The 26,361-nt window shown below is 36.0% G+C and carries 28 protein-coding genes and 2 pseudogenes; 18 read left to right on the plus strand and 12 right to left on the minus strand.

Annotated elements, in window-relative coordinates; translation table 11 throughout:
* Window positions 1–5: 5 nt before the first annotated feature.
* Entirely contained in the window at window positions 6–710 is a 705-nt protein-coding gene (locus AC1Q8M_RS01900) for a response regulator transcription factor (RefSeq protein WP_000285439.1), read from the minus strand.
* A 140-nt stretch (window positions 711–850) separates the two neighbouring features.
* On the opposite strand from AC1Q8M_RS01900, the gene AC1Q8M_RS01905 reads away from it, so the two are divergent.
* The 11 genes and pseudogenes from AC1Q8M_RS01905 to aceA all read left to right on the plus strand — a co-directional run bounded on the left by AC1Q8M_RS01905 (window position 851) and on the right by aceA (window position 10,999).
* Window positions 851–1,699: a CPBP family intramembrane glutamic endopeptidase gene (locus AC1Q8M_RS01905; RefSeq protein ID WP_001067979.1), complete on the plus strand. Its 849-nt coding sequence runs from the start codon at window positions 851–853 to the stop codon at window positions 1,697–1,699.
* Between the two features lies 1 nt (window position 1,700).
* Window positions 1,701–2,057 carry a hypothetical protein gene (locus AC1Q8M_RS01910; protein ID WP_000754329.1) on the plus strand — a complete coding sequence of 119 codons (357 nt, stop codon included), beginning with the start codon at window positions 1,701–1,703 and terminating at the stop codon, window positions 2,055–2,057.
* A 31-nt stretch (window positions 2,058–2,088) separates the two neighbouring features.
* Complete coding sequence (locus AC1Q8M_RS01915; protein ID WP_001006050.1) at window positions 2,089–2,388, plus strand: DUF2101 family protein; 300 nt, start codon at window positions 2,089–2,091, stop codon at window positions 2,386–2,388.
* Between the two features lie 228 nt (window positions 2,389–2,616).
* Window positions 2,617–3,885: a M48 family metallopeptidase gene (locus AC1Q8M_RS01920; protein ID WP_141493338.1), complete on the plus strand. Its 1,269-nt coding sequence runs from the start codon at window positions 2,617–2,619 to the stop codon at window positions 3,883–3,885.
* Window positions 3,886–4,019: 134 nt separating this feature from the next.
* Window positions 4,020–4,799, plus strand: a pseudogene (locus AC1Q8M_RS01925) (MCP four helix bundle domain-containing protein); the annotation flags it as partial.
* 156 nt (window positions 4,800–4,955) lie between these two features.
* On the plus strand, window positions 4,956–5,747 hold the full coding sequence (locus AC1Q8M_RS01930) for a methyl-accepting chemotaxis protein (RefSeq protein ID WP_404978265.1): 792 nt from the start codon (window positions 4,956–4,958) through the stop codon (window positions 5,745–5,747).
* A 62-nt stretch (window positions 5,748–5,809) separates the two neighbouring features.
* Window positions 5,810–6,092, plus strand: a pseudogene (locus AC1Q8M_RS01935) (EamA family transporter); the annotation flags it as partial.
* Between the two features lie 280 nt (window positions 6,093–6,372).
* Window positions 6,373–7,029 carry an S-layer homology domain-containing protein gene (locus AC1Q8M_RS01940; RefSeq protein WP_141532463.1) on the plus strand — a complete coding sequence of 219 codons (657 nt, stop codon included), beginning with the start codon at window positions 6,373–6,375 and terminating at the stop codon, window positions 7,027–7,029.
* Between the two features lie 202 nt (window positions 7,030–7,231).
* Window positions 7,232–7,888 (plus strand): S-layer homology domain-containing protein, encoded by a 657-nt coding sequence (locus AC1Q8M_RS01945; RefSeq protein WP_098365580.1) that lies wholly within the window; start codon window positions 7,232–7,234, stop codon window positions 7,886–7,888.
* A 220-nt stretch (window positions 7,889–8,108) separates the two neighbouring features.
* Complete coding sequence (aceB, locus tag AC1Q8M_RS01950; RefSeq protein WP_098365581.1) at window positions 8,109–9,698, plus strand: malate synthase A; 1,590 nt, start codon at window positions 8,109–8,111, stop codon at window positions 9,696–9,698.
* A 23-nt stretch (window positions 9,699–9,721) separates the two neighbouring features.
* Window positions 9,722–10,999 (plus strand): isocitrate lyase, encoded by a 1,278-nt coding sequence (gene aceA / locus AC1Q8M_RS01955; protein WP_000787346.1) that lies wholly within the window; start codon window positions 9,722–9,724, stop codon window positions 10,997–10,999.
* 109 nt (window positions 11,000–11,108) lie between these two features.
* Here aceA and AC1Q8M_RS01960 read toward each other — a convergent pair whose 3' ends face one another.
* A complete protein-coding gene (locus AC1Q8M_RS01960) occupies window positions 11,109–11,900 on the minus strand; it encodes a phosphotransferase (protein ID WP_098365582.1) in 792 nt (263 codons plus the stop codon).
* Window positions 11,901–11,919: 19 nt separating this feature from the next.
* Entirely contained in the window at window positions 11,920–12,414 is a 495-nt protein-coding gene (locus AC1Q8M_RS01965; RefSeq protein ID WP_000182389.1) for a DUF6584 family protein, read from the minus strand.
* A gap of 282 nt (window positions 12,415–12,696) precedes the next feature.
* Between AC1Q8M_RS01965 and cspA the strand changes: the two genes are divergently transcribed.
* Entirely contained in the window at window positions 12,697–12,900 is a 204-nt protein-coding gene (gene cspA, locus AC1Q8M_RS01970; RefSeq protein ID WP_000301522.1) for an RNA chaperone/antiterminator CspA, read from the plus strand.
* 197 nt (window positions 12,901–13,097) lie between these two features.
* On the opposite strand, the gene AC1Q8M_RS01975 is transcribed toward cspA, so the two are convergent.
* Both AC1Q8M_RS01975 and AC1Q8M_RS01980 read right to left on the minus strand, forming a co-directional pair.
* Window positions 13,098–13,301 (minus strand): hypothetical protein, encoded by a 204-nt coding sequence (locus tag AC1Q8M_RS01975; RefSeq protein ID WP_097996953.1) that lies wholly within the window; start codon window positions 13,299–13,301, stop codon window positions 13,098–13,100.
* Between the two features lie 347 nt (window positions 13,302–13,648).
* Window positions 13,649–13,834: a hypothetical protein gene (locus AC1Q8M_RS01980; RefSeq protein ID WP_000391373.1), complete on the minus strand. Its 186-nt coding sequence runs from the start codon at window positions 13,832–13,834 to the stop codon at window positions 13,649–13,651.
* Between the two features lie 282 nt (window positions 13,835–14,116).
* Between AC1Q8M_RS01980 and AC1Q8M_RS01985 the strand changes: the two genes are divergently transcribed.
* The 6 genes from AC1Q8M_RS01985 (at window position 14,117) to AC1Q8M_RS02010 (ending at window position 23,940) form a co-directional block, all read left to right on the plus strand.
* Window positions 14,117–14,698 (plus strand): competence protein ComK, encoded by a 582-nt coding sequence (locus AC1Q8M_RS01985; protein ID WP_000444448.1) that lies wholly within the window; start codon window positions 14,117–14,119, stop codon window positions 14,696–14,698.
* A 374-nt stretch (window positions 14,699–15,072) separates the two neighbouring features.
* Window positions 15,073–15,666: a TVP38/TMEM64 family protein gene (locus tag AC1Q8M_RS01990; protein ID WP_000347517.1), complete on the plus strand. Its 594-nt coding sequence runs from the start codon at window positions 15,073–15,075 to the stop codon at window positions 15,664–15,666.
* A gap of 56 nt (window positions 15,667–15,722) precedes the next feature.
* Window positions 15,723–16,286 carry a signal peptidase I gene (gene lepB / locus AC1Q8M_RS01995; RefSeq protein ID WP_000751897.1) on the plus strand — a complete coding sequence of 188 codons (564 nt, stop codon included), beginning with the start codon at window positions 15,723–15,725 and terminating at the stop codon, window positions 16,284–16,286.
* 116 nt (window positions 16,287–16,402) lie between these two features.
* Complete coding sequence (gene addB, locus AC1Q8M_RS02000) at window positions 16,403–19,918, plus strand: helicase-exonuclease AddAB subunit AddB (protein WP_000058586.1); 3,516 nt, start codon at window positions 16,403–16,405, stop codon at window positions 19,916–19,918.
* On the plus strand, window positions 19,915–23,640 hold the full coding sequence (gene addA / locus AC1Q8M_RS02005; RefSeq protein ID WP_492334113.1) for a helicase-exonuclease AddAB subunit AddA: 3,726 nt from the start codon (window positions 19,915–19,917) through the stop codon (window positions 23,638–23,640). Before addB ends, addA begins: the two co-directional genes overlap by 4 nt.
* A gap of 12 nt (window positions 23,641–23,652) precedes the next feature.
* The gene (locus AC1Q8M_RS02010; RefSeq protein WP_000255714.1) at window positions 23,653–23,940 is read left to right on the plus strand and encodes an RNA polymerase alpha subunit C-terminal domain-containing protein; all 288 of its coding nucleotides are present in this window, start codon (window positions 23,653–23,655) and stop codon (window positions 23,938–23,940) included.
* A 136-nt stretch (window positions 23,941–24,076) separates the two neighbouring features.
* Here the strand turns inward: AC1Q8M_RS02010 and gerPF are convergent, their stop codons facing one another.
* The 7 genes from gerPF to AC1Q8M_RS02045 all read right to left on the minus strand — a co-directional run bounded on the left by gerPF (window position 24,077) and on the right by AC1Q8M_RS02045 (window position 26,338).
* Entirely contained in the window at window positions 24,077–24,292 is a 216-nt protein-coding gene (gene gerPF / locus AC1Q8M_RS02015) for a spore germination protein GerPF (RefSeq protein WP_001141566.1), read from the minus strand.
* Between the two features lie 42 nt (window positions 24,293–24,334).
* Entirely contained in the window at window positions 24,335–24,721 is a 387-nt protein-coding gene (locus AC1Q8M_RS02020; protein ID WP_086422205.1) for a spore germination protein GerPE, read from the minus strand.
* A gap of 15 nt (window positions 24,722–24,736) precedes the next feature.
* Window positions 24,737–24,931 carry a spore germination protein GerPD gene (gerPD, locus tag AC1Q8M_RS02025; RefSeq protein WP_001052807.1) on the minus strand — a complete coding sequence of 65 codons (195 nt, stop codon included), beginning with the start codon at window positions 24,929–24,931 and terminating at the stop codon, window positions 24,737–24,739.
* A gap of 6 nt (window positions 24,932–24,937) precedes the next feature.
* Complete coding sequence (gene gerPC / locus AC1Q8M_RS02030) at window positions 24,938–25,552, minus strand: spore germination protein GerPC (protein WP_001070763.1); 615 nt, start codon at window positions 25,550–25,552, stop codon at window positions 24,938–24,940.
* A gap of 67 nt (window positions 25,553–25,619) precedes the next feature.
* On the minus strand, window positions 25,620–25,826 hold the full coding sequence (gerPB, locus tag AC1Q8M_RS02035; RefSeq protein WP_001012508.1) for a spore germination protein GerPB: 207 nt from the start codon (window positions 25,824–25,826) through the stop codon (window positions 25,620–25,622).
* A gap of 14 nt (window positions 25,827–25,840) precedes the next feature.
* Window positions 25,841–26,062, minus strand: a complete 222-nt coding sequence (gene gerPA / locus AC1Q8M_RS02040) for a spore germination protein GerPA (protein WP_001111187.1) — start codon at window positions 26,060–26,062, stop codon at window positions 25,841–25,843.
* A gap of 96 nt (window positions 26,063–26,158) precedes the next feature.
* Window positions 26,159–26,338 carry an aspartyl-phosphate phosphatase Spo0E family protein gene (locus AC1Q8M_RS02045; RefSeq protein ID WP_000462857.1) on the minus strand — a complete coding sequence of 60 codons (180 nt, stop codon included), beginning with the start codon at window positions 26,336–26,338 and terminating at the stop codon, window positions 26,159–26,161.
* Between the last annotated feature and the right edge of the window lie 23 nt (window positions 26,339–26,361).

The raw sequence follows: 26,361 nt of genomic DNA on the forward strand, positions 1-26,361 counted from the left end.
TCACCCTACTTTGTAACGAACTTATAACCAAGCCCGCGAACGGTTTTTATATATTCTGGTTTACTTGGATCGTGTTCAATTTTTTCACGTAGTTTTCGAATGTGGACCATAACAGTGTTGTCATCGCCATTATAGGCAGGTGCTCCCCAAACTTTTTCGTATATTTCCTCTTTCGAAAATACGTAGTTTGGATTCTCGCAAAAGAAGAGTAGTAGTTGAAAGAGTTGAGCGGAACATTCGACAATGTGACCATCCACTGTCAGTTCTGCAGAGTGCTGATCAATTTCAAATCTGCCAAATGAAATCGAGTGTGATTTTTGTTCGTGTGGTACGGTTTGTTTCATATGTCTCCGAAGCTGTGCTTTCATACGTGCTACTACTTCTAATGGATTAAAGGGCTTCGTAATATAATCATCCGCACCGTATGAAAATCCGGATATTTTATCTAAATCAGATGCTTTTGCTGATAGGAAGAAAATTGGACAATCTGTTTGTTGGCGAATGATTGGACAAATATCAAAACCGGATTGTCCAGGAAGCATTACATCTAAAATAATTAAATCGTAATTGTTTTGCTTAGTTAGAGATAAAGCTATTTCAGCTGATGTTGCAGTTGTAATATGAGAAAAACCTTCTTTTTCAAGAATGGTAGTTAGTAATTGTAAAATTGCTGTTTCATCATCAACAAGTAAAATATTTGCTCGGTACATAAAAATCCCTCCTAATTTTCTCGAATATCATATCATCATTTTGTAACTTATGGAATTTTTAAGGAAATTTTAAGGTTTTCTTTCGCAAAAAATTAAGAATCAAATGATATGATAAAAGTAACATAGGGGAGGAGATGAGTGTGAATCCGTTTCAAGTGATGCGAGCTAGATATTTTTTAATTGTATTTGCACTATTAATTTTAATAGCGAGAAGTAGTGGCGATTTGCTAACAAGTATATTTCATATACAAAATTCTTCTTTTATAAATATCCTTATATTCTATATCCTTCCGATCATATGGATTTTTTATGAGTATAGAAAGCATCGCATTTCATTTTCATTGTTTGTTAATAAAAATGAAACATTTAACTTGGTGCAAGTTTTATACATTACGGTTATGTTGTGCATGTTTAGTTACGGGTATCTTATTTTGTATATGTATAGTTTTGCATGGATTACACCGGACTTTATTATGAATGCATTGCATGAACCGATTATAGATAGTACTGGGGGATATGTATATCAAGTCATTAGGGTCGTATTCATCGCACCAATTATCGGGGAGTTTGTTTTTCGCGGATTTTTACTTCAACGTTTTGCAACAAAATGGGGAACGAGCATAGCGACCATCGTTGTAGCAATATTGTTTGCGTTGTTACATGTTGATTTCCTCGGTGCAGCCATATTCAGCATCGTATTATCAATCGTATATATTCGTACGAAAAGTTTACTCATGCCAATTGCAATACATATGTTAAACAATGCATTTGTAATGGGTGCGTCTTTTTTAATAAGTAGAGAAAAAATTATGAGTTTTGCCGATTTCTCAAATTACACGACATTCTTTCCTGGACTTATTATTTTTATAACAGGATTAAATTTAGTACTTATCTTTTTATTTGTTAATCGTAAATATTGGAGTAAAGAAGTGCCAGTTATATATGCAGAGCAGGAAAAGAGCTTTTCAGATGTAGTGGGGAGTAAATGAGATGAAGAAGACGGTTGAAAAAATATTAAAAGATATTATAGATGCTACGTCTATTACAGATATGTGTGATAAAAGCGTTTGTCATTGGCTTCAACCTGTAGTAGATACGATTGTGTTTCCAGAGTATTACTTATTTTCTAGTACTCATTTAAAAGAAAATATTATTTCTCTTCTTATTGTGTTCGGGGTTTTACTAATATTTGGTCTAATTGTAGAAGAAATGATGAAGTGCATCTTCAGAAAGAATGAAGAGAAGTATATGTGGATTCATAAAGTATTCGAGAAAGTAATGGTGGCTTTCCTTTTGTTTTATGGTATAAAAACAATCATTTACTTTATAGCTTTGAAACATCATTAATTCGAAATTTGAAAGGGATGTATAAAATTATATGAATGAAACGATATCATCAAATAAGTTTTTTTATTTGATTTTACTTAGTCTAGTGTTAATAACGACAGTGAATGTTATTTTGCGCTGGGAGGAAGCTTATTTTTTCATGTATTTAGCGCTCCATTTGTTGGGGATTTTATGTATAAGTGGTGGAGTGGTTACTGAAAAAAAGAATGAAGAAAGCGTTAACTATATGTGTGTGATCGGTCTTGTTTTACTTTTAGCTGTACAAGGTATTATGAAATATAGTTCTTTCTCTTTACAAGATTTTAGTTTATTAATAGATGTACTTCCTTAAAGAGGCTTTTTATTTTATCTAAAAAGCAAGTAGGGTACGTGTTGGTTTGTAAGTGTACGGATTGTGAACCGAAGAAAGTGTTTAAAGATAGGTAAAACTCTTCTTATGTAGAAGAGTTTTTTTATGTAAATAAAAAGATCCAGAGCAATTCACATAATAAGCTTGTTCTAATTTAGCGTGTACGAACTTACAATAATAATAGACAGGCAGCATAGAGGAGGGAATAGCGTGAGGAAGGTTATTGGTTGGTCGCTTTTTTTGTACGTTGGATTTGCGTTACTTATATATTGGTATTTATTTGGATGGAATCATGAACTTATTCCGGACATGTATAAGGGAACGAGTGCAGATCCAGAAACGTTTATGAGTGCTAGAGAGCTTACGCTAAGCCAAGATTATTCGCGCGTGAAAAATTTACTATACTTTTTAGCGACGCCTCTTGAATGGATTATTTTATTATTTGTACTTGTGCTAGGTATTTCAAGAAAGTTTGAGAAATGGTCGAAGGAAACGACTAAAATAAGTGTCTTGCAAGTTGCGATTTATTTCTTTTATTTATCATTACTGACAACAGTGCTTGCCTTACCGATGCAATGGATTGGCCGGAAAGTGTCCGTTGATTACGGCATTTCAACGCAAAGTACACAAAGCTGGATTAAAGATCATGTTATCGGTTTTTGGGAAAGTTATGCGACTATGTTAATCGTAGTTACCGTTCTATTATGGCTTATCCGTAAATTTCCGAAGAGATGGTGGCTAGCAGGGTGGGCGCTCTCTGTTCCATTTACAATCTTTTTAACATTCATACAGCCTGTCGTTATTGATCCACTGTATAATGACTTCTCGACGCTGAAAAATAAAAATTTAGAAACGAAAATTTTAGCGATAGCAGACAAAGCGGACATTCCTGCTAAACACGTATATGAAGTAAATATGTCAGAAAAAACGAATGCATTAAATGCTTACGTAACAGGAATTGGCCCTAACGCCCGTATTGTAATGTGGGATACAACGCTTAAGCAGTTAAAAGATAAAGAGATTTTATTTATCATGGCTCATGAAATGGGACATTATGTTATGAAGCATATATATTTTGGAGTTGCAAGTTATGTATTGCTATCGTTTATAGGTATGTTTTTAATTAGTCGTATTATAAATATGTGTATTCGCAAATGGGGAGATACATTGCAAATTTCAAAAGTAGCATGTTTCTCCATTTTACCTTTATTTTTCTTAATTTCTTCTGTACTCTCTTTTGCAGCACAACCAGCAACAAACTATGTTTCACGTATAGAAGAAAGAGCGGCAGATCAATATGCTTTAAATATGACGAAAGATGGGAAATCTGGTGTGAAAACTTTTCAATATTTATCAAAAACAAGTTTAAGCCAAGTAAATCCGCCTGCGTTAGTGAAATTTTTCTTATACACGCACCCACCAATTTTTGAAAGAATTCATGCGTTTGAACAATATGAGAAACAAAGAAAAAAGGAGTAGCTATTATGCTACTTTTTTTTATAGAGATATAAGTTTCATATTGGGAATATTTATCATTGCTTTTTATTGCGATTTTGTAAATAATAAGCTATAAAATTCTAAAAATCTATATATAAAGGAATAAAGGTGAAAAAATGTATTTTTTACAAAATTTAAAAGTGAAATATAAATTATTAGCGCTTATTTCATTAGCAGTTTTAGGTATGATAATCATGAGCAGTGTGGCAATTAATTCTATTAACAAGATTAAGCACGATACAGAGGTTGTAGTAGATGATTATCAATATTCTGCAATTTTATTAGAAGGAATGCTTCGCACACAAAATTCACTAGAATATAACTTATTAGAGTTAATTACGGCATCACAAAACGAAGTGGCAAATAAAGAGGGAATAATTAATAATATTGAAAAGGATCTTAAAAAATATGATTCTTTATTAAAAGAATATGATGATGGTTTTAATTTAAGTAAGCAAGAGGATGAACTGTTTCAGAAGATGAAGAAATCTTTGCCAAGTTATAAAGATACATATAAAAAATTGTTTGAAAAGGCGAAGGCAACAAACGAGCCACAAATGGTAAATGAATTTCAGAAGGAATTAAAACCGAAGGGAATAGAGTTGGCTGGTTATGCAGTGGATCTAGAATCGTATGTTTCAAACTTAGCTGATCAAGTGTTTAAAGATTCTCAAAAAATGATTGATCGATCCGTTATTACCTTTATCATTCTTGTAGTAGTTACTACAATCGTTATATGTATAGTAAGTTATATTATTAGCAAGCTTATAGTTGCTCCTTTACAAACGGTTAGTCGTATGATGGAAAGAGCGAAAGAAGGAGATTTAACTGTACATGGTGATTATACTGCTAAGGATGAACTAGGTGTATTAGTAAGTAATTTTAACGAGATGATTGCAGGGCTAAGAACAAATATGCAAGAAGTAGAGAATAATATTCAGCTTCTATTCCAACATGCAGACGGAGTAGCATCTGCATCAGAAGTATCTAGTAGTGCAGCAAAAAAAATCACTATGGATATTGAAGAAGTCGCAAATGGTGCAGAGAGTCAAATGCAAGCAATGGAACAAACTGCGGGTGCGATGGAAGAGTTGACACAAGGAATGCAGAGTATAGTCAATACATCATCCTCTGTAAATGAATTGTCTGCTCAATCAGCATTAGATGCAGAGAGTGGTAACAAATTAATGAAACAAATGATTCAACAGATGGATACAATCCAAAATTCGGTACATAGCGGTGTGAAACAAGTAGAGACTATGAAAGAACAATCAGAAGAAATTGTTAAAATCATTGATGTAATGCAAGGTATTACCTCTCAGATTAACTTATTAGCATTAAACGCCGCAATTGAGGCTGCACGTGCTGGTGAAAGTGGTAGAGGATTTGCAATTGTGGCAGATGAAGTGCGGAAATTAGCAGAACAATCTAGTGATTCTGCAAAACAAATTGAGAATCTTATTACTCAAGTTATGGGAACAACGAACCATACGGTACATATGATGGGGAAAGTAGATAATGAGGTACAGGCAGGTACACAAGTAGTAATGCATACAGAAAAAGTATTTGGAACAATTACAGAAAAAGTACAGCAAGTATCTGAGCAAATTCAAACGGTATCTATGTCTACAGATGAAATTGCAGCGAGTAGTGAGGAAATCTCGGCTTCTGCAGAAGACATGGCTCAAATTTCCCAAAGATCATCTGACCGAACTGATAGGGTAAAAGAGTCTATTCAACAGCAAGAAAAATCTGTTCAAGAGATTTCGGTTTCAATTGAACATATGCATAACGCGGCAGGAAAATTAAAACAAATAGTTGCCCAATTTACTCTTCAAAAGTAGTAGCATATTTGAGTGTTAATAAATATAAAAAAAAGCATCCTCTTTTAATAAAAAAGGATGCTTTTTTATTATTACTATTCGTAGATTTCGGGCATTTTCAAGGCGATGATCACAGCTACAGGACTTATACATACTAGATTTATATATTACTTGTTTTTTGACAGTTTAAGAGATTTATCGACGAGAATTATTTCTGTATTAGTGTCTGCTGTTGTCAAACTATTAGACCGGATTTAGATGCAAGTAATAGGGATTGTCCTTATATTTGTAGGGATGGCACTAACTTTTCGCAAGGGAAGAGAAGGCGAGTTATCATTGAAGGGGAATGCTACCTCTGAAATATAAATCATGAATATAGTAATCGCCATTAGGTATCTCCTTTTCGCGCCAATAAAGGGAAGTTGTAAAGTGAAAAGGAGTTTATAAAGAGATTGTAGAATGTTTTAGTACATAACACCTTAGAGGTGACAACTTCCTTTTTGAAAAAGAAAGAAGGAGGCATAAAGCAGAAAGGTAGTGGAAATATTTCTTCTAGAAGATTTGCATTTTATCTTACATTCACCAAAAAGAGTACTCCTGAAACAATGAAATTCATTTTATTTGAATGAAATAGGGAGAGAGGATAATGAAGAAAAAAATATTGGGTGTAATGATGATTGCGACAATGGCAGGAGGTATATTTGCAGGGACGAATGTGACGCCTGTAAAAGCGGAAGAGTATCCACAAATGATTGTGTTTGAAGATGTTCCATACGGATTTTGGGCATATGATGCTATTATGGATTTAGCATATCATAAAATTATATTAGGGTATGGAAACGGGAAGTATGGTGTTGGTGATCTTATAACACGTGAACAAGTAGCTGGGACTATTTACAGAACACTTGAGATAAAAGAAGAAGGATTAGTAGCGAATCCATATAAAGATGTTTCTGATAGTACAACAACTTTTAAAAAGGAAATTTTGGCGTTAACAAAACGTGGTGTTTTTACAGGGGATGGGCAAGGGAGCTTTAGACCAAAAGCACCAGTATCTAGAGCGGAAATGGCTGTCATTTTAAAACGAGCATTTACTTTTGAAACGAAACAAAAACATACATTTAAAGATATTCCAAAAGGCCACTGGGCAGAAGATGCAATTAGTGCGCTACAATCTAATAATGTTGTAAGAGGAACTGGGAATGGCATGTATGAATTAAATCGCCCTGTACCTAGAGAACAATATGCTCAGTTTATTAATAATGCGATTATTAATTATCATTTGAAAGAGGATTGGAGATAGAGTGAAATATGAAAGCACAAATAGAAATATTTGTGCTTTTTTGTTTGTTTAAAAAAGAATTATTATTCGTTTTTTTGTATTTTTAATGTTATACATAAGCTTTATAATCAACCCCATAAAAAAGACATGATGTGTAATATGATTCACAAAAACGTCACGAAATGTGTCGGAAAAAATATATACATGTTGGGGAGGAAATGCAATGAGCAAAAAAATATTAAAAACAGCTACAGCATTAACAATTATGGGTGGGGTGTTATTCTCAGCAGAGAGTAACAATGTAAAAGCGGAAAGTGCACCGTTGCAAAAAACAAATACAATTGTATTTAAAGATGTACCAAAAGGACATTGGGCATATGAGGCGATTCATAATTTAGCGGAACAAGAAATTATTTTGGGATATGGCGATGGGATATTCGGTTTTGGGGATAATGTAACACGTGAGCAAGTTGCAGCTTTAGTTTACCGTGTATTTGATATGGAAGAACAATATGAAAATCCATATGGAGATATTGATGAAAATTCAACAAGCTTTATCGAGGAGATATTGGCTTTAACGGAAATCGGAATTTTCCAGGGAGACGAGAATGGAAACTTTATGCCGAAGGCGACGTTAACGCGTGCGGAAATGGCACAAGTTCTTACGAATGCTTTTGACTTACAGGCAAAGGGATCTCATAACTTTAATGATGTTTCAGCAAATTCATGGGCAACGAATGCAATTAGTGCAGTACAAACAAATGGTATTACAATGGGAATCGGAGAAGGTAAATTCGGTCCGTCTATGAAGGTAACGAGAGAACAATACGCACAGTTTTTACATAGAGCAATATTGCATGATATGGAACAAGGGCAGTAATAAAGTTTAACTAGTCAAAGTGAAATTTAAAAATAATACAAAAATGTCGTTGTTGTATAACAGCGGCCTTTTTTTGTATGAAATAAAGCGCGAAAGAATGACGTTTTGAAAAAAAATGAAGTGAATTTTCAAAAAAAACTTCCTTTTCTGAAGATTTGTTATATAATATAAAACATAAAATCAAATCTGTTATAAAACAGTTTAAGAAGGGGATGCTAATATGTCGACGCAAACTTCACGGGTTACACTCGTTGGAGAAATGTTACCAGCGTACAACGAAATATTGACACCTGAGGTGCTTAGTTTTTTGAAGGAACTACATGAGAATTTTAATGAGCGCCGAATAGAACTTTTACAAAAACGTGTAGAAAAACAAAAGAGAATTGATGCAGGGGAGTTTCCGAAGTTTCTAGAAGAAACAAAACACATACGTGAAGCAGATTGGACAATTGCCAAGCTGCCAAAAGACTTAGAGGATCGCCGCGTAGAGATTACTGGACCGGTAGATAGAAAGATGGTCATTAACGCTTTAAATTCAGGAGCGCATCTTTTTATGGCGGATTTTGAAGATTCGAATTCACCAACTTGGGAAAATGCAGTTGAAGGTCAAATCAACTTACGAGATGCAGTAAAGGGAACGATTTCACATGAAAATGATAAAGGGAAAGAATATAGATTAAATGAGAAAACAGCTGTACTGATTGTACGTCCAAGAGGATGGCATTTAGAGGAAAAGCATATGCAAGTTGATGGGAAAAATATGTCGGGTAGCTTAGTAGATTTCGGCTTGTACTTTTTCCATAATGCGAAAGATCTTTTAGCAAAAGGGAGCGGTCCATACTTTTACTTACCGAAAATGGAAAGTTATTTAGAAGCGAGATTATGGAATGATGTATTCGTATTTGCTCAAAAATATATCGGCATTCCAAATGGAACGATTAAAGCAACTGTGTTACTGGAAACGATTCACGCTTCGTTTGAAATGGATGAAATTTTGTATGAGCTAAAAGATCATTCTGCTGGCTTAAACTGCGGAAGATGGGATTATATTTTTAGCTTTTTAAAGAGTTTCCGTAATCATAATAAATTCTTACTACCAGATAGAGCACAAGTCACGATGACGGCACCATTTATGCGTTCCTATTCTTTGAAAGTAATTCAAACATGTCACCGCCGTAATGCACCAGCAATTGGAGGAATGGCGGCACAAATTCCGATTAAAAATAATCCAGAAGCAAATGAAGCAGCTTTTGAAAAAGTGCGTGCTGATAAGGAGCGCGAAGCTTTAGACGGTCATGACGGGACTTGGGTTGCCCACCCTGGACTTGTACCGGTTGCAATGGAAGTATTTAATCACATTATGAAAACACCGAATCAAATTTTTAGAAAACGTGAAGAAATATGTGTAACAGAAAACGATTTACTAGAGGTACCGGTGGGAACGATTACAGAAGAGGGCCTTCGCATGAATATTAGTGTAGGTATTCAATATATTGCTTCTTGGTTAAGCGGACGGGGAGCAGCACCCATTTATAACTTAATGGAAGATGCGGCAACTGCTGAAATTTCAAGAGCACAAGTATGGCAATGGATTCGTCATGAAGGTGGAAAACTAAATGATGGTCGTAATATTACGCTTGAATTAATGGAAGAGCTAAAAGAAGAAGAATTAGCAAAAATAGAAAGAGAGATTGGTAAGGAAGCCTTTAAGAAAGGGAGATTCCAAGAGGCGACAACTTTGTTTACAAATCTCGTTCGAAATGATGAATTCGTACCATTTTTAACATTACCGGGTTATGAAATTTTATAAAAAATGAAAAGGGGATGGAACAAATGAAAAACGAAAGAATCGAGAAGTTACAAGAAAGCTGGGAATTAGATGAGCGTTGGAAAGGGATCACACGTCCATATTCGGCAGAAGATGTAATTCGCCTGCGCGGGTCAATTGATATTGAACATACGTTAGCGCGTCGCGGTGCTGAGAAGCTTTGGACATCGCTTCATACAGAAGACTATATTAACGCACTTGGCGCATTAACAGGAAACCAAGCGATGCAACAAGTAAAAGCTGGGTTAAAAGCGATTTACTTAAGTGGTTGGCAAGTAGCAGCTGATGCAAACCTTTCTGGACATATGTATCCAGATCAAAGTTTATATCCAGCGAACAGCGTACCTGCTGTAGTGAAACGAATTAATCAAACGCTTCAACGTGCGGATCAAATTCAGCATATGGAAGGAAGCGATGATACAGACTATTTCGTACCGATTGTAGCAGATGCAGAAGCTGGATTTGGCGGACAATTAAACGTATTTGAACTGATGAAAGGTATGATTGAAGCAGGTGCATCAGGTGTGCATTTTGAAGATCAATTATCTTCAGAGAAAAAATGTGGCCATTTAGGCGGAAAAGTACTACTACCAACGCAAACAGCAGTACGCAATTTAATTTCTGCACGTCTTGCAGCAGATGTAATGGGAGTGCCGACAATTATCGTTGCAAGAACAGATGCGGATGCAGCTGATTTAATTACGAGCGATATCGATCCTGTTGATAAAGCATTTATTACAGGAGAAAGAACACCAGAAGGATTTTACCGTACAAATGCAGGTCTTGATCAAGCAATTGCGCGCGGTTTAGCGTATGCACCGTATGCAGACCTCGTTTGGTGTGAAACGTCGGAACCAAATTTAGAAGATGCAAAACGATTTGCGGACGCAATTCATAAGGAGCATCCAGGAAAGCTACTTGCATATAACTGTTCACCTTCATTCAATTGGAAACAAAAACTAGATGAAAAAACAATTGCAAGCTTCCAAAAGGAAATCGCATCTTACGGTTACAAGTTCCAATTTGTAACACTTGCTGGATTCCATTCATTAAATTACGGTATGTTTGAACTAGCACGTGGCTATAAAGAGCGCGGCATGGCAGCATACTCTGAACTACAACAAGCAGAATTCGCAGCTGAAAAACATGGCTACTCTGCAACACGTCATCAACGCGAAGTAGGAACAGGTTACTTTGATGAAGTTGCACAAGTGATTACAGGCGGAACTTCATCAACGACAGCGTTAAAAGGATCTACGGAAGAAGCACAGTTTACGAAATAAAAGGAAGGGGCACCTTTTTGAAGGGTGCCCCTTGTTATTTTCTAAACGATTCGAAAAGAGAGATTGAGTTGTCGGAAAAAAACGATACTTCCTTTTCTTTATTACTAAATCAACTCCACTCAGCCCTATGATCACGAATAAACTTCATATCTTTCTCATAATGCTCTAGATGTCCTTCATCAATCATTCTTTGGAAATTCAAGTCGCCTTCTTGCGCTTTTCGTTTCATATATGTACATAATCCTTCTAATCGAAGCAACACCATTCCTAAGTAATCTTCATCCATATTTTTATCATAGGACTGAACGAACAAATTCATTCTCTCTTTAATGCGATCTGCATGTTGCGATGAGTCATAATGAACGGCTTCACCGGATTCTGTATAATACACTCTACTTAAAGGCACACAAGTATAGAGTGTATAAGCGATATCCCATAGTCTTGGACCAGGAGCAGCAACATCGAAATCAATAATCCCTACTGGCTTCTCATTATTAAAAATAATGTTATATATGGCAAAATCATTGTGACATAAAACCTCAATGTTATTTGGAGTGTGACCCATCGGTTTCCAATCATTTAATAACGGAAAATCACTTACAGCATCATGGTAAAGGCGAAGCATCTTTGCGATTTCTTTTAATACATCATTAGATCGCATATATTCTTTTAAAGGATAATTGCCAGCTTCTCCTTCAATAAAGGATAAAATCTCTCTATCTTTTTCATCTACACCTAAAAACTTTGGAGCATAATGAAATCCTTTGTTTTCTAAATGTTGCAATAGCTTATGAATCTTTTCACTGCCCGGCTTTAACTCTCGCCGAACAGTATTTTCAGAACGATATACGTTTGAGACGTTTCCCCCTGTTAGCCTTTCTTCTTTAGCGTAGTTTGACATGTGAAAATTCCCCCTGTGATTAAAAAATCCAATTCCAAATAGTAAATAGACCAATAATGGCAGAAAAGAGAAGGCAAGCAAGGAATGCTAGACAGCCAAAAGGAACTAGCTTATCTTGCCATGTTTCTTTATACTCATAAATTAACTCCTCTGCTACTTTCTTCTGCACTGAAGATAAAGGTTGATCTTTATACAAACCTTTTATATGGTTAGAATCGCCTTTAAACTTTAAAGCACGTGCAATATGATGAGGATTATTTCCCATTGATTTTTCAAATAATAAACATGATTCATGCATAATATCTGTTTTATGCTCCTCTAGATACCAGTAACGTCCAGCCATTTCTGGATATTGTAATGTATAATAAATATCTCCGAGTTTTTTTCGAAGATGTAATTCATTTGGGTATGTAAAGATGAGGCCATGCAATCTATCTCTTGCTTTTCCAAGATTATTATTTTCAATATCCTCTTCAATTCTTTTTAATGTTTTTCTAGGAATTTTATTGGTCATAAACTCCTCCTTATTTGGAATAGAGATAATTATATTTTATAAGAAATACTAAAAATTAGAAATTCTATTTTCGAAAAAGATTGTACATTTTATTTTAATGTGCTATGATGATGTCAGTTGAATAGTTAAATTAAGCAATCCATATGTTATCAAGTGCTGAAAACGAACGAGAAAAAGTATGTGAGAACTAGTTTATGTTTCGTATTTGATAATGTGTGGATTCTTTTTTTAGACAGGAAGACTAAAAAAATTAAATTTGTATTTTCTTAGGAGGAAATAATCATGGCAGTAACAGGACAAGTAAAATGGTTTAACAACGAAAAAGGCTTCGGTTTCATCGAAGTTCCAGGCGAAAACGACGTATTCGTACATTTCTCTGCAATCGAAACTGAAGGTTTCAAATCTCTAGAAGAAGGCCAAAAAGTTAGCTTCGAAATCGAAGAAGGTAACCGTGGACCTCAAGCTAAAAACGTAATCAAACTATAATTTTATAGTTGATGATGGAAAAAAGGATGGCTAATGCCATCCTTTTTTTGTTGTGGGGAAAGTTTTTTTAGAGCCTGTTTTTATATCTAAATCTCTTTTTCTATGTTACAACTGGTAAAAAATTAACTGGAATGCGTATTAGTTTCTGTAGAAGAATTATTTCAGCAAGAGCATTTACTGCGTATGATAGTAAATAACTATAAATTTGTATTCTTCATTGAAATAGGGGAATTTTTTTCAGATAGACCTTGAGTAACATCTTTTTTGTTAGCATTGTTGTTGGAATTTTGTACGTTTTGAGATGATGTTTCTAACAGTTGTTCTTGTTCCTTACTAGGGGTATTCAGAGCATCTGAGGGGATGCTATTAACCTGCTGGCTTAATAGGTTTTCTTTATCCATAGTATACAGCTCCTTTTTGGAATTCGATAAAAAGCAATGTAATTATAAAATGACCACTTATATATATTGTGTTTTTGAATGAAATTATATACAAAACTTATATTATAAAGTTAACTAAATAACGAATTGTTAGTGATGGATAAAGATGTACAAATTTGAAGTGTTTAATAAAAATTAAAAGCGAGTAACAAGTACAAATACTTTTTCTCATGTTTTAGATAAGGATCATATTACAAATCAAAAAAGATGTAGAGAACCTTGAAAGAAAATATAGTTTTTTTAGGGTGAAGAAGAATAAATAAAATGATACTACAAATGTAAAAAGGCATTCCATAAAGGAAGGCCTTTTATTGTTCTTGCCCTGATTTTTTCTTCTCACGTTTTTTACATTCTGGACATTTTGATTTACGAAACGGTTTAGCAAAGAATAGCAGAATGAAAAATAAACCGAATATAATGCTAGCTGAGTTTTTCACGATAATGACGCTGCTATTTTTCATTTGAATCGATGGTTGGATTTCTTTTTCTTCCATAGTGGCCCTCCATATATTGGATTTATATTTTAATTATAGCAAAGTTAGTTGTTGTAATGATGTGAAATGAGGAAGTGATTTCAAATATTTATAGTAGTATAAATGTTTTTTGTGTACATTATTATCTTTTTATTATTATATAGTTAATTTTAAATTTAAAGAATGGTTGATAAATAATAAATCTATGTAAAATAGTGGAATATGCAATCCGTTTTCTTTTCATAGGTGCTAAAATTATATATGCAGCTGCTAATATAAATGGAAAAAAGGAGATAATAGAGCATGGAAAGTAAAGTGGAACGCTATGTCGAAAATTATGTTGTAACGAAAAATACGATGGCCTTACTTCCTGTTATTCTAAGTGAAAAGAAAATTGTTACTCGAGTCGTTGAAATGAATGATTCTTTTTTCGTATTTCAAAAACCTCTAGATATTATAGAAAGAAGTTGCCGCAAGCATGGCTCGAGTTTCTTAGGCAGAAAAGAAGGAACGAAAGAGTTAACTCATATTACACATAAAGCACCAATTGCGATTAGTCCTACAGATCAACTTTATTTTTTCCCTACCTATTCTTACTCTAGAAAAGAGTGCGCTTGGTTGTCTCATTTTTATATTGAAAGTAATAAAGAATTAAAAGATGGAAATCTTATTATTAGATTTATAAATGGCTTTGCTGTGAAATTAGAAATATCAAAAACTAGTTTTGAAAATCAACAAAATCGTACAGCGAAATTACGTACTGAATATGAAGATCGTAGGAAAAAACAAGGGAGCCCTTGTTTTAAAGAGATTGATAAAAAAGAGGAATCAACATTAAGACCCGCTTATGAGAGTGTGTATTTTGTGAAGGAAGGCGAAGTGTGAAAGAATGGGGGGAATCCCCATTCTTTTTTTGTTTATCCCGCTATTTGTGGGCAGTAAGACCCCCACCTCAAAATTCAGCGAAAGCAAAAAAGTTAGGTGGGGGTCGGGCTGTATAGATAAAGCGATATATTTAGAAAATCAACAGTGTAATTTCATTTACCGATAAAAAATCGGAAAACCATCTAAATAACAAAACGAACGACATGTCCTGTCGAATATTGATAGATTATCATAGCTAAATAATGAAGGAATTCTTATGAAAGATATGGAAACTTTAATAAATACATCTCCATATGTCGTATCTACCATTTCCTTTCTCATATAAGCGATGATACAGTAGGGATAGTATTTAGAGTAAAGGGGTAAAGTGTAGAATGGATTTTCAGACAATCAAAGAGTATTTTTCACCAGAAAATATGGATCATATTGTTGAGAGTTATAAAGCGTTCGGACCACTTCTTGGTATTGGTTTACCGATGATAGAGGCGTTGATTCCAGCATTACCGCTTATCGTATTTGTACTGGCGAATGCTGTTGCATTTGGCTTTTGGCTCGGTTTTCTTTATTCATGGCTTGGATCAGTAATGGGTGCATTACTTGTCTTTTTCATCATCCGCCATTTTGGTCGCAGTCGTTTCTTTTCGTTTGTAAATAAGCATGAGAGAGTACGAAAAGCAATGGGGTGGATTGAAAGGAAAGGATTCGCACCGATTTTTGTTATATTTTGTTTTCCGTTTACACCGTCAGCGCTCATAAATGTTGTCGCTGGTTTATCCCGAATTAGTGTAAAACAGTTTGGTCTAGCGTTAGCATTCGGAAAACTTGTGATGATTTTTATTTTAACGTATATCGGTCATGATTTAATGTCATTTATTCATAACCCGGTGAAATCAGTCATTGTAGCGATTGGTATTTTTATTTTATGGTATGTCGGTAAGAAAATCGAAGTAAAGTTAGAACTACATTAAGAATAGTCTTCTTTGTAAAGGAAAGCTTCAGTATTAAAGGATAAGGGGAGAAGCAGATGAAGAAAACTTTGAAAAAAGAAGGCATAGAGTGGATACGAACAATTTTAATTGGTGTATTATTAGCTGTATTTTTTCGAACGTTTTTCTTTTCAACGTATGTTGTAGAGGGGAAGTCAATGATGCCGACATTGCAAGATGGCAATATGCTCGTTGTAAATAAGGTGAGTTATCAAGTTGGGGACTTGAACAGATTTGATGTTGTGGTGTTTCATGCGAATAAAAAAGAGGACTATGTAAAGCGAATTATCGGTTTACCTGGAGATCATATTGAATATAAGCATGATAAGTTATATATAAATGGACAATTTATTGATGAGCCGTATTTAGAGAAGTATAAGAAAGAGATAAATGGAAGGCAACTAACAGGCGACTTTACATTAGAAGAGTTAACGAAAGAAAAGCTGGTGCCACCCGGGTTTATTTTTGTAGTAGGTGATAACCGGCTCGGGAGCTGGGATAGTAGACACTTTGGCTTTGTAAAAGCTGATACAGTCGTCGGTAAAGTTGATTTGCGATATTGGCCAATTCAAGAGGTACAAACGAATTTTTCAAAAGGTTGATATAATGAAGTAGAAGTATAGAAAAGACAAACAACTCAGTTTGTCTTTTTTCGTGTACTATAATACAATTATAGTAGCAAACTAACGTTCGTTATGTAAGTGAAAGGTGGGGTTACATGTCACTTCGATTTGTGATTGGTAGAGCGGGAAGTGGAAAAAGTACACTTTGTTTACGTGAAGTGCAAGAAGAGTTAAAACAGCGCCCGAGAGGGAAAACAATATTATATCTTGTGCCAGAACAGATGACATTCCAGACGCAGCAGGCGTTAATTGGAAGTGAGGATGTAAGAGGTTCTATTCGGGCACAAGTTTTTAGTTTTTCACGATTAGCGTGGAAGGTGCTGCAAGAAGTTGGCGGAGCGAGTCGTCTTCATATTGATGAAGCTGGTGTACATATGTTACTCCGTAAAATTGTAGAGTCTCGTAAAGATGGATTATCGGTGTTCCAAAAAGCAGCGGAGCAAAATGGTTTCTTTGAACATCTTGGCAGTATGATCGCGGAGTTTAAACGTTACAATGTAACGCCATCTAACGTATATGAAATGTGGCAACAATTAGATGCGCATAGTAGCAGTGCCGAACAAAAGTTACTAGCGAATAAAGTGTATGATTTACAGTTACTATACGATGATTTTGAACGTGCTTTAATTGGAAAATACTTAGATTCAGAAGACTACCTGCAATTGCTAGTGGAAAAGCTTCCGCAGTCTGAATATGTAAATGGTGCGGAAATTTATATAGATGGATTTCATTCATTCTCCCCGCAAGAGTTAGAGATTGTAAGACAGCTTATGATTTGCGGAGCGAAAGTTACGATCACGTTAACGATAGATGAAAAAACGTTAGCACAGCCAGTAAATGAACTCGATTTATTTTATGAAACGACGTTAACGTATGAAAAAATAAAACAAGTAGCGCGTGAAGAGAAAATAGAAATTGAAAAAACAATTCCACTTATGGAACAGCCGCGTTTTCATTCTCCAGCATTAGCGCATTTAGAAGCTCATTATGAAGCGCGTCCGAATGAAAAATTTAACGGTGAAGCGAGTGTAACGATTAGTACAGCTGCGAATTTACGAGCGGAGGTAGAAGGTGTTGCTCGTGAAATTCGTAAACTTGTTGCGGATGAAAAATATCGTTACCGAGATATTGCTGTGCTTCTGCGTAACGGGGAAAGTTATTACGATGTGATGCGGACTTTATTTACAGATTATAATATCCCGCACTTCATCGATGAAAAACGCCCGATGTCACATCATCCATTAGTAGAATGTATTCGTTCTGCTTTAGAGATTATTAGCGGGAATTGGCGTTACGATGCGGTGTTCCGCTGCGTGAAAACAGAGCTTTTATATCCATTAGACGTAAGAAAAGAAACGATGCGCGAAGAAATGGATGAGTTTGAAAACTACTGTTTAGCGTACGGTGTACAAGGAAAGAGATGGACTTCAGAGGATCCGTGGATGTATCGCCGTTATCGTTCTCTTGATGATACGAACGGGATGATTACAGACAGTGAACGTGAAATGGAAGAGAAAATAAATAGGCTACGTGACGTTGTAAGAACACCTGTTATTCGCATGCAAAAAAGGTTAAAGCGTGCAGGAACAGTTATGCAAATGTGTGAAGCAGTTTACTTGTTTTTAGAAGAACTGGATGTTCCGAAGAAACTAGAAGAATTACGTATACGTGCAGAAGAAAGTGGAGATTTCTTATTTGCGACAGATCATGAACAAGTATGGGAAGAAGTAATGAGCCTTCTTGATACATTTGTAGAGATGCTTGGGGAAGAGAAAATGTCTCTTTCTATGTTTACTGACGTTATGTCGACAGGTCTTGAGGCACTTCAATTTGCTAACATTCCGCCGTCATTAGACCAAGTGTTAATTGCTAATATTGATCACTCCAGGTTATCTGACGTGAGAGCAACGTTTATTATAGGTGTAAATGAGGGTGTCATTCCAGCAGCACCTATGGATGAAGGGATGCTTTCTGATGAGGAAAGAGAAGTTCTTGGTGCGGCAGGGATTGAACTAGCGCCAACGACGAGACAAACTTTGTTAGAAGAACAGTTCGTTATGTATCAAATGGTAACGAGAGCATCTGAGAAGTTATACATATCATGCCCGCTTGCAGATGAAGAAGGAAAGACATTACTTGCGTCTAGCTTTATTAAGAAAATAAAAAGAATGTTCCCTAATGTGAAAGATTCATTTATTACGAATGACGTAAATGATTTATCACGTTCAGAACAAATTTCATATGTAGCAACGCCAGAAGTAACGTTATCTTACGTTATGCAGCAACTACAAACGTGGAAACGATACGGATTTGAAGGGAATTTAGATTTTTGGTGGGATGTATATAATTTCTACGTAACGTCAGATGAATGGAAACAAAAAAGTAGTCGCGTGCTATCAAGTTTATTTTACCGAAATCGTGCGCAGAAACTAAGTACAGCAGTAAGTAGAGATTTATACGGAGATACAATTAAAGGAAGCGTCTCTCGTATGGAACTATTTAACCGTTGTGCATACGCTCATTTCGCGCAGCATGGTTTGTCGCTTAGAGAGCGTGATATTTTCAAACTTGATGCGCCAGATATCGGCGAATTATTCCATGCGGCATTAAAGAAAATTGCGGACAAGTTATTGCGTGAAAACCGCACTTGGGCGGATTTATCAATAAAAGAATGTGAACATCTTTCTGTTTTAGTAATAGAAGAAATTGCACCGTTATTACAACGACAAATTTTATTAAGTTCAAATCGTCATTTCTATTTAAAACAAAAACTACAACAAATTATTTTCCGCACGTCAATCATTCTTCGTGAACATGCGAAGTCGAGCGGATTCGTACCAGTTGATTTAGAGGTGCCGTTCGGTATGGGTGGTACAGGGTCACTTCCGCCGATGGAATTCTCATTACCAAATGGTGTAAAGATGGAAGTAGTCGGTCGTATTGACCGTGTTGATAAGGCAGAAGATGAAAACGGGACGTTCTTACGTATTATTGATTATAAATCAAGTTCAAAAGCGTTAGATTTAACGGAAGTGTATTACGGATTAGCACTTCAAATGTTAACGTATTTAGATGTTGTTACTTCGAATGCACAGACGTGGATGAAAAAAGGCCACGCAGCATCACCAGCTGGTGTATTGTATTTCCATATTCATAACCCAATCGTTGAGATGAAAGGTGACGCATCTGAAGCTGAAATTGAAAAAGAAATTTTAAAGAAATTTAAAATGAAAGGACTCGTATTAGGAGATGCTGACGTTGTTCGTTTAATGGATAACAAACTTTCAACAGGAAGCTCAGATATTATTTCTGCTGGCCTGAAAAAAGACGGTAGCTTTAGTGCGCGTTCAAGTATTGCAAGTGAGCAAGAGTTTAACGTACTGCAAAAATATGTACACCATACGTTTGAAAATATTGGAAAAGATATTACAGAAGGTGTTATCGATATTGCTCCTTATAAAATGGGAAATAAAGCAGCATGTACGTTCTGTAACTTCAAATCTGTTTGTCAATTTGATGAGTCACTTGAAGATAATCAGTTCCGATCGTTAAAAGATATGAAAGATAGCGAAGCGATGGAGAAAATAAGAGAGGAGGTTGGCGGAGAATGATAGAAAATTGGCCTAAAAAACCAGAAGGTAGTCAATGGACAGATGACCAGTGGAAAGCTGTTGGAGCGAACGGACGTGATATTTTAGTTGCGGCTGCAGCTGGATCAGGTAAAACAGCAGTATTAGTTGAACGTATTATTAAAAAGATTATTAATGAAGAGAACCCAGTCGATGTCGACCGCCTGCTCGTTGTAACATTTACGAATGCAGCAGCGCAAGAGATGAAAAACCGAATCGGGGAAGCGTTAGAAAAGGTATTAATTGATGAACCAGGCTCTCAACACGTAAGAAAGCAGCTGAGCCTATTAAATAAAGCTTCCATTTCAACAATTCACTCATTCTGTTTACAAGTAATTAGAGGATATTACTACATGCTTGATGTTGATCCTCGTTTCCGTATTGCGAATCAAACAGAAAATGAATTGTTAAAAGAAGAAGTGCTAGATGACATATTAGAAGAAGAGTATGGCATCGAAGATAATACGATATTCTTTGAACTCGTTGATCGTTATACGAGTGACCGTAGTGATGATGACTTACAACGTATGATTTTAGCGCTTCATACAGAATCAAGAGCGCATCCAAATCCGGAAAAATGGCTTGATAAATTAGTAGAAGCATATGACGTAGAAGGAAAGACAATTGAGGATTTAGTATATGCTTCTTATTTATTAGAAGATGTGAAATTCCAGCTTGAAACAGCGGAACAGCATATTCGTAAGGCAACTGAACTCGCAATGCTTCCTGACGGTCCAGCGCCTCGCATTGAAACCCTGCAAGCAGATGTAGCTTTACTTGGAACGCTATCATCAGCTGCTCGTGAGTCGTGGACAAGTTTGTATGAAGCGATGCAAAACGTATCGTGGCAAACGTTAAAGCGTATTAAGAAAAGTGATTACAATGAAGATGTTGTAAAACAAGTAGACTCTCTTCGTAATAAAGCGAAAGATGAAGTGAAGAAATTACAGGAAGAGTTATTTAGCCGCAAACCTGAAAGTTTCTTACGAGATTTTCAAGATATGCACCCAGTATTAGAAAAGCTTGTTCAACTTGTAAAAGTATTTACAGAGCGTTTCCAAGCGATGAAGCGAGATAAAGGAATGGTCGATTTCACAGATTTAGAGCATTTTTGTTTACAAATTTTAAGTGAACAAAGTGAAAATGGTGAAATGAATCCGTCAGCAGTGGCGCTCCAATATCGTAATAAATTTGCTGAAGTATTAGTCGATGAATATCAAGACACGAACTTTGTACAGGAATCCATTATTAAATTCGTAACGAAAGATTCTGAGAGTGAAGGAAACTTGTTCATGGTTGGTGACGTAAAGCAGTCGATTTATCGTTTCCGACTAGCCGAGCCAGGACTATTCCTAGGAAAATATAAACGCTTCACACAAGAAGGATTGGGCGGCGGAATGAAGATTGACTTAGCGAAAAACTTCCGTAGTCGTCATGAAGTACTAGCAGGTACGAACTTTATCTTTAAACAAATTATGGGCGAAGAAGTTGGGGAAATTGACTACGATGCTGACGCTGAACTAAAGCTAGGTGCTACCTATCCAGAAGGTGAAGATGTAGCAGCAGAATTACTATGTATTCAGCAAACGGAAGAAGAAGTAATGGATGGAGAAGAAGGTGCAGAAGTCGAAAAAGCACAGCTAGAAGCTCGTCTTATGGCGCAGCGTATTAAAGCGATGGTTGATTCAGGTTATGAAGTGTATGATCGTAAAACGGATAGTATGCGCCCTGTACAATACCGTGATTTCGTTATTTTACTCCGCTCGATGCCGTGGGCGCCGCAAATTATGGAAGAGTTAAAATTGCAAGGAATTCCAGTATATGCTGACCTTGCGACTGGTTATTTTGAAGCGACAGAAGTAAATATTATGATGAACGTATTCCGCGTTATTGATAATCCGATGCAAGATATTCCGCTTGCAGCTGTACTTCGTTCACCGATTGTGGGACTAAATGATGAAGACCTTGCGACGCTTCGTGCTCATGGGAAGAAAGGGTCATTTTATGAAGTAATGAGCTCGTTCTTAAAAGGAGCACCGCTTGAAGAAGAGCAAGAACTTCATGATAAATTAGAGTGGTTTTATAATTTACTGCAAGGATGGCGTGAATTTGCCCGTCAACAATCCCTTTCTGATTTAATTTGGAAAGTGTACGGTGAGACAGGTTATTACGACTTCGTTGGCGGTTTACCAGCAGGAAAGCAAAGACAAGCAAACTTACGCGTACTATATGACCGTGCAAGACAATATGAAGCAACATCATTTAGAGGGTTATTCCGCTTCTTACGTTTTATTGAACGTATTTTAGAACGCGGTGATGATATGGGTACGGCGAGAGCCCTAGGTGAACAAGAAGACGTTGTTCGCATTATGACGATTCATAAAAGTAAAGGGCTAGAGTTCCCGGTCGTATTTGTAGCTGGACTCGGTCGTCGTTTTAATACACAAGACTTAATGAAGCGTTTCTTACTGCATAAAGATTTCGGTTTCGGTTCACAATTTATCGATCCGCGTAAACGAATTAAATATACGACATTATCGCAACTTGCAATTAAACGCAAAATGAAAATGGAATTAATCGCGGAAGAAATGCGTGTATTATATGTAGCGTTAACGCGTGCGAAAGAGAAGTTAATTTTAATCGGAACAGTTAAGGATGCAAATAAAGAAATGGAAAAATGGCTTGATGCGAGGGAACATAATGAATGGTTATTACCAGATCACATACGTGCCGGAGCGTCTTGTTATTTAGACTGGATTGCACCTTCATTATATAGACATCGTGATAGTGAAATGCTTCTTGAATTAGGACAAGGAAGCATTCCGGATGAAATTTATGGGTATGACACTAGCTGGAAAGTAGAAGTTGTGGACGGTAACACGCTACTTGCACCAGAGCCAGTTCAAGAAGAGAAACAAGAATTGTTAGAAGCGCTTCGTGAGAAAAAGGCTGTTCCCCTGCAAAGTGAACGGAAAGAAGAAGTGTACGACAGATTAATGTGGAAGTACGGATATGAGGATGCGACATCTCATCGTGCGAAGCAATCTGTTACAGAAATAAAGAGAAATTATCAATCGGAAGAAGGTAGCGATAACGCCTTTATTAAAAAACTACGTGCACCAATTAAAACACGTCCACGCTTTATGGAGAAAAAAGGGTTAACGTACGCAGAGCGTGGAACAGCAGTCCATGCCGTTATGCAGCATGTAGATTTGAAGAAACCGATTACGGCCGAAACGCTACAAGAACAAATCGCAGGAATGGTAAATAAGGAATTATTAACATTCGAGCAGGCGGAAGAAATAGCAATTGAAAAAGTAATTTCATTCTTTGACAGTGACTTAGGTAAAAGGGTATTAGCGGCGAAAAGTGTTGAGCGTGAAGTACCATTTACGATGATGCTTGCAGCAGAAGAAGCATATCAAGATTGGCAAGGGGAGAGTGAAGAAACGATTCTTGTCCAAGGGGTTATCGACTGCATGATTGAAGAGGAAGATGGCATTACGTTAATCGACTTCAAAACAGATACGATTGAAGGGAAATTCCCAGGTGGATTCGAACAAGCAAAACCAATTTTAGAAGATCGATATAAAGTGCAACTTTCGTTATATGCAAAAGCACTCGAGAAAAGCTTACAACATCCTGTGAAAGAGAAATGTTTATATTTCTTTGATGGGAATCACGTTGTAAATATTGAAGAATAGAGGGGCTTGAAAATGGTAACGGAAAAAACGTTAAGAGCTTGTGAACAGGGACACGAGTATTATAAAAGTAGCGATTGTCCAACTTGCCCAACCTGTGAGAAAGAGAGAAAACCAAAAGAAGGTTTTCTCTCTCTTCTTTCAGCACCAGCAAGAAGGGCATTAGAACACCATGGAATTCAAACTGTAGAAGAACTCTCAAAATATAGTGAAAAAGAAATTTTAAAACTGCATGGTATGGGACCTGCGTCTTTGCCGAAGCTTAGACAAGCTTTGGAGGAGAGCGGATTATCATTTAAATAAAATGAAATAGTGCCTCTTCACTCCTTACTTGTTTATACCACTATTTGTGAACAGTAAAGCTCTTGCTGATTAAAATTTCATTTTAATAATTTGAATTAGATAAAAGAAAAAAGTAGGAGAATATCTCCTACTTTTTTTACGCTGTTCCAATCTGATCTTGATCCGCCACATCAGAATCAAACGTATTTGTTGCACTAACACCGTTAAAAGTATTCACGACAAATCCAACATTAGAAGCTCCGGATCCATTATAAGCTTTCGTATTTTCTTTCGGAGATACGTTATAAAAATCCCCTAAATTAAAAGAACCATTACTGTTTTGAACGACGAGATTTCCAACAACGGAAGGCATACTATCCACCTACTTTACTAAGCTATTTAATTATTATATGGATTATTGAGCGGAAGGTTCATCAGTAATATATTGGCGAATTTGCATAATACGAGAGTTATTGAAAGCATAATCAACATTTCCAATTTGAAAGCAACCAGAATTTAAGAGTGTTCGTAATTCAACGTCATTCACTTCAATAAAAGGACATTCATTTACAATGTTTAATTTTACATCTGTCGTTCGTTTTGGGATTGTAACGTGTTCATCTGTAAAAATTTCAAATGCATCTAAGCGACCTTCGCCTTTTATATAACAAGGAATTTCACGGTGGACGGCAAGAGCTCTACTTTTTAATTCCATTTGGTTTGCATCTCCAACTTGCAATACGGCAGTAATTCCTAAAGAAATAATAGAAACATTTTGGACAATGGACACATGATGCAACATAATTTCTCAGTCTCCTTAACCTGGAGTAGGAGGGACATCTGTTACTAATGGTACAAATGGACCCTCTGTAACTGTTTCAAATGGTGTATCGAGAATAGAAGATAGAATGAGGAGATTTGCATCTCCAATTAAAAAGAGTGCGGACGACGATACACCGTTCATTTTAATCTGTCCGACTTTTAACTCACGGTTTACAACGTTAAGGTTCATACATACTTACTCCTTTCGGAAATTTCCCGGTATGTGCTGAATAAAGGAGAGAAAGGCTTTGTCAATATCTTGTTTCATTGCCTGAATAATGATATCTCGTAAATAATCTGGATCTGTTGAAATACCTTCATATGATTGCGCTTGTGATAAATAATAAGGGAGTCGATGCTCCATCTGTTTTTTTATGTCATCTACCATCATTTGTCGATACATTTCATCAAGCGGTGTTCTCTCTTCTTGTTCAAAATGGAGAATACGATTATATGCTTCTTCATCTAAGTATCGATGCATTTCTTGGAGGATACCTTGATAAAAGTCTGGGTTTGTTTCGGTTTCAGGGTTTACCTTCAATGTTTCTGTATCCACTTGAAAATCTTCAATTTGTTGTCCTTTTGCTGAAAATGGGTTTAAACCAATATTTAAAGTACCATTTAAATTTTCGACTTTTAATTGATCGAATTTGTATTCCACTTTTCCTACAGAAGAGGAGGGGCGATTTTTTAATTCGTTAAGCTCTTCTTGGAGTTGGCGCACTTGTTCTTCTAAATTTAGGATGGCTGCTTGTTGTGTTTGAAGAGCTTGTTGAAGTTGGTGTAAGTAAGTATATATATCTTGATTCATTTGTGAAACCTCCTTTTCAATAGGGAGGGTAAAAATATTCCTGCTATATATTTATGACAAGGATGTCTTAAGAAGAACTAGTTGATGGTTTGATAGAAATAATTTGTCCTTTTGCCTGTAATGGGCGAAGTGGCTCCGTAAATCCGCCCGTATTTGAAAATTTAGATAGGGCTTTAATACTTCCGGCAGTACCAATTTGGAACACAGAAGAGGTTGTAATACTATCAATTTTAATACTGTTGATGATGATACTTTGGTTTACATAAAAATTCAATGCAATTGCCTCCTTTAAGTTGAGCCAATTATCGCTTGATCGATTACATCTGAATCGTTGACAGTCGTTGCACTTTGATAATTGTAGACAGAAACATTATCTCCAACGTTGAAAGAGCCGGCCCCGGCGAAAGCACGTGAGTAACTAATAGGCCTAATCGCAAATACATCTCCAATATGAAAAATACCACTTGATCCAATATTGACGATACGAATATGTCCGACCATAGCTGGCATACAAAACACCCTTCGTTTTTAAAATTTTCTTTTCTACTATTGTATGGGCGTTTCCAATAAAATGTGTGTTTTTTTGAAATAAAAGAAACACACGCGTTATTGCGTGTGTGTGTTGAACGTTTGAGTAGGGTGTAAATCCGTATGTACATGACAAATTACATTTAAGAGCCTGTCCAGTTCTTGGCTACAATCCACTGTTCTTTGAGAAGTCATTCCATAGCGTTCAGCAAAATAGATCATTTTTTCACGTTTTTTTTCAATAGCTTGCTCAAACATTGAAATCGGCTCCATCTCTAAAT

Source organism: Bacillus sp. GW823-FHT06A10 (genome assembly GCF_058795375.1).

Coding starts and splice junctions, on each gene's coding strand:
- AC1Q8M_RS01900 (WP_000285439.1), bottom strand. CDS start 710: ATGTACCGAGCAAATATTTTACTTGTTGATGATGAAACAGCAATTTTA.
- AC1Q8M_RS01910 (WP_000754329.1), top strand. CDS start 1,701: ATGAAGAAGACGGTTGAAAAAATATTAAAAGATATTATAGATGCTACG.
- AC1Q8M_RS01915 (WP_001006050.1), top strand. CDS start 2,089: ATGAATGAAACGATATCATCAAATAAGTTTTTTTATTTGATTTTACTT.
- AC1Q8M_RS01930 (WP_404978265.1), top strand. CDS start 4,956: ATGCAAGCAATGGAACAAACTGCGGGTGCGATGGAAGAGTTGACACAA.
- AC1Q8M_RS01940 (WP_141532463.1), top strand. CDS start 6,373: ATGAAGAAAAAAATATTGGGTGTAATGATGATTGCGACAATGGCAGGA.
- AC1Q8M_RS01945 (WP_098365580.1), top strand. CDS start 7,232: ATGAGCAAAAAAATATTAAAAACAGCTACAGCATTAACAATTATGGGT.
- aceB (WP_098365581.1), top strand. CDS start 8,109: ATGTCGACGCAAACTTCACGGGTTACACTCGTTGGAGAAATGTTACCA.
- aceA (WP_000787346.1), top strand. CDS start 9,722: ATGAAAAACGAAAGAATCGAGAAGTTACAAGAAAGCTGGGAATTAGAT.
- AC1Q8M_RS01960 (WP_098365582.1), bottom strand. CDS start 11,900: ATGTCAAACTACGCTAAAGAAGAAAGGCTAACAGGGGGAAACGTCTCA.
- AC1Q8M_RS01965 (WP_000182389.1), bottom strand. CDS start 12,414: ATGACCAATAAAATTCCTAGAAAAACATTAAAAAGAATTGAAGAGGAT.
- cspA (WP_000301522.1), top strand. CDS start 12,697: ATGGCAGTAACAGGACAAGTAAAATGGTTTAACAACGAAAAAGGCTTC.
- AC1Q8M_RS01975 (WP_097996953.1), bottom strand. CDS start 13,301: ATGGATAAAGAAAACCTATTAAGCCAGCAGGTTAATAGCATCCCCTCA.
- AC1Q8M_RS01980 (WP_000391373.1), bottom strand. CDS start 13,834: ATGGAAGAAAAAGAAATCCAACCATCGATTCAAATGAAAAATAGCAGC.
- AC1Q8M_RS01985 (WP_000444448.1), top strand. CDS start 14,117: ATGGAAAGTAAAGTGGAACGCTATGTCGAAAATTATGTTGTAACGAAA.
- AC1Q8M_RS01990 (WP_000347517.1), top strand. CDS start 15,073: ATGGATTTTCAGACAATCAAAGAGTATTTTTCACCAGAAAATATGGAT.
- lepB (WP_000751897.1), top strand. CDS start 15,723: ATGAAGAAAACTTTGAAAAAAGAAGGCATAGAGTGGATACGAACAATT.
- addB (WP_000058586.1), top strand. CDS start 16,403: ATGTCACTTCGATTTGTGATTGGTAGAGCGGGAAGTGGAAAAAGTACA.
- addA (WP_492334113.1), top strand. CDS start 19,915: ATGATAGAAAATTGGCCTAAAAAACCAGAAGGTAGTCAATGGACAGAT.
- AC1Q8M_RS02010 (WP_000255714.1), top strand. CDS start 23,653: ATGGTAACGGAAAAAACGTTAAGAGCTTGTGAACAGGGACACGAGTAT.
- gerPF (WP_001141566.1), bottom strand. CDS start 24,292: ATGCCTTCCGTTGTTGGAAATCTCGTCGTTCAAAACAGTAATGGTTCT.
- AC1Q8M_RS02020 (WP_086422205.1), bottom strand. CDS start 24,721: ATGTTGCATCATGTGTCCATTGTCCAAAATGTTTCTATTATTTCTTTA.
- gerPD (WP_001052807.1), bottom strand. CDS start 24,931: ATGAACCTTAACGTTGTAAACCGTGAGTTAAAAGTCGGACAGATTAAA.
- gerPC (WP_001070763.1), bottom strand. CDS start 25,552: ATGAATCAAGATATATATACTTACTTACACCAACTTCAACAAGCTCTT.
- gerPA (WP_001111187.1), bottom strand. CDS start 26,062: ATGCCAGCTATGGTCGGACATATTCGTATCGTCAATATTGGATCAAGT.
- AC1Q8M_RS02045 (WP_000462857.1), bottom strand. CDS start 26,338: ATGTTTGAGCAAGCTATTGAAAAAAAACGTGAAAAAATGATCTATTTT.